Origin of the sequence: Pseudomonas sp. FeS53a, from assembly GCF_000931385.1 — a bacterium.
Lineage (GTDB): Bacteria > Pseudomonadota > Gammaproteobacteria > Pseudomonadales > Pseudomonadaceae > Metapseudomonas > Metapseudomonas otitidis.
Window position 1 is genome coordinate 1 of the sequence record NZ_JYFT01000065.1, and the last position, 2,672, is coordinate 2,672.

Below are 2,672 nucleotides of genomic sequence, written 5' to 3' on the forward strand. Positions count from 1 at the left end.
GGTGCGGTGCGGGAGGACGATGCCGGCGCATCCAGGGCAACGACGTGCAGGGGCTGGGCGGCGGTGGACAGGGCGGAAACGGACGAATTCATGGCTGGGTTCCTCGGCCGGCGCGGCAGATCCGCGCGCGGCGCACTAACTGGGTGTTCGACTTGTCGGTGTGGGGGTGCGGGTGGAGCGGCTAAATCGCCAGTCGGTGCGGTAATAGCGATGGGTGCGGTAGCTGATCATGGTGCGATCCTCGGTAACGTCGTGGTGGTCTTGTGGACCGTCGGAAAACAAAAACCCCCGGTCGGGTTGCCGACCGGGGGTTTCGTGGAGCTTTGGCGGCGACCCTGCTGGAGTGGGCCGCCTGATGGGTATCAGGTCAGCCCGTGGCTAAACCAATACCCGTAGAAATAGCCGGTCGCAGCGGCCACGCGCACGCCCGCCACGGCCAGGGCCGGAGCAGCGATGAGCGAAGTGGACGGACGGTGCGACATGACGATCTCCAAAGCGAATGCTGGCTAACCTACTGCATCCCGAGGCGCCGTTCAATCACGGATTTCTATCGGCTGCATCGGCCTTTCGCTACCATGCGCGGCATGTCTGAGCAGGAGCCCACCATGTCCGAACCTGGCCACTATCCCCTCAGCGCCGTGGTCGGCGCCGACGCGTTGAAGCTCGCGCTCTACCTCGCCGCCATCGACCCCGCCATCGGCGGCGTGCTGATCGAAGGCCCGCGCGGCATGGCCAAGTCCACCCTGGCCCGGGGCATCGCCGACCTGCTGCCGCGCGGCATCTTCGTCACCCTGCCCCTGGGCGCCAGCGAGGACCGCATCGTCGGCACCCTGGACCTGGACGCCGCCCTCGGCGAAGGCCGCGCGCGCTTCTCCCCCGGCCTGCTGGCCCGCGCCCACGAGGGCGTGCTTTACGTGGACGAAGTGAACCTGCTGCCGGACCACCTGGTGGACCTGCTGCTGGACGTCGCCGCCAGCGGGACCAACAGTGTCGAGCGGGACGGCCTGTCCCACGCCCACCCGGCGCGCTTCGTGCTGATCGGCACCATGAACCCCGAAGAAGGCGAACTGCGCCCGCAGCTGCTGGACCGCTTCGGCCTCAAGGTCAGCCTCGACCACGCCCCGGCTCCGGCCGAACGCGCCGAGATCATCCGCCGTCGCCTGGCCTTCGACGCCGACCCGACCGCCTTCATCGCCCGCTGGAGCGCCGACCAGCAGGCCCTGGCCCATCGCTGCCAGGACGCCCGCGAACACCTCGCCACCATCCCGCTGGACGACCACGCCCTGGACGCCATCGCCCAGCGCTGCTTCGACGCCGGCGTCGACGGCCTGCGCGCCGACCTGGTCTGGCTGCGCGCCGCCCGCGCCCACGCCGCCTGGCGCGGCGCGACCGCCATCGCCCCCGAGGACATCGACGCCGTGGAGCACTTCGCCCTCGCCCACCGTCGCCACCACGCACCGCCGCCGGCCGCACAGCCGCCCCGCGAAGCGCCCGCCCAGGCCCCCCGCCCCCAGCAGGACGCCAGCGGCGAAGGCCAATGGGGCGAACTGCCCGCCCAACCCATGCCCACCGGGGAACGCAGGGCCCTGCCCGCCTGGCCAAAAAAGCCCTGAGCACCCGCCCGCGCCACGCCAAGGGGACGGGTGCCAAGCCTCGGCCAGGGCGCCTCGGCCAAGGCAGCAGCGGCGCCCGCAGTCCCGGCCAAGGGGGCTCCATCGCCTGGCTGCCAACCCTGCTGCGCGGCCGCCCGCGCCGGGCCGAGGACCTCATCCGAACCACCCGTAGCCGCGCGGCGGAACAGCTCTGGCTGGTGATCGTCGACGCCTCCGCCTCCACCCGCCGCCACGGCGCCCTGTCCCGTGCCAAGGGGCTGCTGGCCCAGCTCTTCGATGACGCCTACCGGGCACGCGCACGCCTCGCCGTGCTCGCCGCCAGCGGTCGCCAGGCCCAGTGGCATTGGCAGGGCCGCAAGGCCGACGCCCGCCTGCAACCCTGGCTGCATGGCCTCGGAGCCGGCGGCGGCACGCCCCTGCCCGACGCCCTGGCCCAGGCCGCGCGCTGGCTCGCCACACGCCAGCGGCAACGGCCCGGCGAAGAGCAGCGCGTGCTGATCCTCACCGACGGCCGCCTCAAGGACCTGCCAGCCCTGCAACCCCTGGGCTGCACCACCCTGCTGGTGGACATCGAGTCCGGCCCCATCCGTCTCGGCCGCGCCCGCCAGCTCGCCACCCTCCTCGAAGCCGAGTACCAGGCGCTGGCGGATTGAACCATCAGGGGTACACGGATTGAGACACCGCCCGTAGGGTGGGCTTCAGCCCACCAGCCCGTAGCCCGGACTTCAGCCCGGGACCGGGGTTATCCCCAAGGCCGCGTGCCTGGAATTGGTGGATGGAAAGAGCGCCATCCCCCCTACGCGAGCCCCCAGCCCCGTAGATACCGTCTTGATTGCTAGTGAGCAAGGGCCAGTTTTGCGTCAAACGGCTGGCCCGATTTCAGCACGCCATAGGCGATGTTCAGTAGCTTGCGCATCGCTGCGCAGACGATCTGCTTGCCGGTCTTGCCCCGCTCCCTTAGCCGTTCGCCCATGGCTCTGATCGCTTCGTTGTAGGTCAGGGCGCTGATCGCGGGCATGTACAGGCCGGCCCTCAGGCGCGATGAGCCCATCTTGGAGA

Annotated in this window: 2 protein-coding genes and 1 pseudogene; 2 read left to right on the top strand and 1 reads right to left on the bottom strand. The window is 70.8% G+C overall.

Annotated features, from left to right (window positions below; genetic code table 11):
- The first annotated feature begins 605 nt into the window (after window positions 1-605).
- Both SZ55_RS21385 and SZ55_RS21390 read left to right on the top strand, forming a co-directional pair.
- A complete protein-coding gene (locus tag SZ55_RS21385) occupies window positions 606-1,613 on the top strand; it encodes an ATP-binding protein (RefSeq protein ID WP_044411326.1) in 1,008 nt (335 codons plus the stop codon).
- Window positions 1,538-2,266, top strand: a complete 729-nt coding sequence (locus SZ55_RS21390; RefSeq protein ID WP_082078312.1) for a vWA domain-containing protein — start codon at window positions 1,538-1,540, stop codon at window positions 2,264-2,266. The genes SZ55_RS21385 and SZ55_RS21390 overlap by 76 nt, the downstream gene beginning before the upstream one ends.
- A 182-nt stretch (window positions 2,267-2,448) precedes the next feature.
- Here the strand turns inward: SZ55_RS21390 and SZ55_RS21395 are convergent.
- Window positions 2,449-2,672, bottom strand: a pseudogene (locus SZ55_RS21395) (IS110 family transposase); the annotation flags it as partial.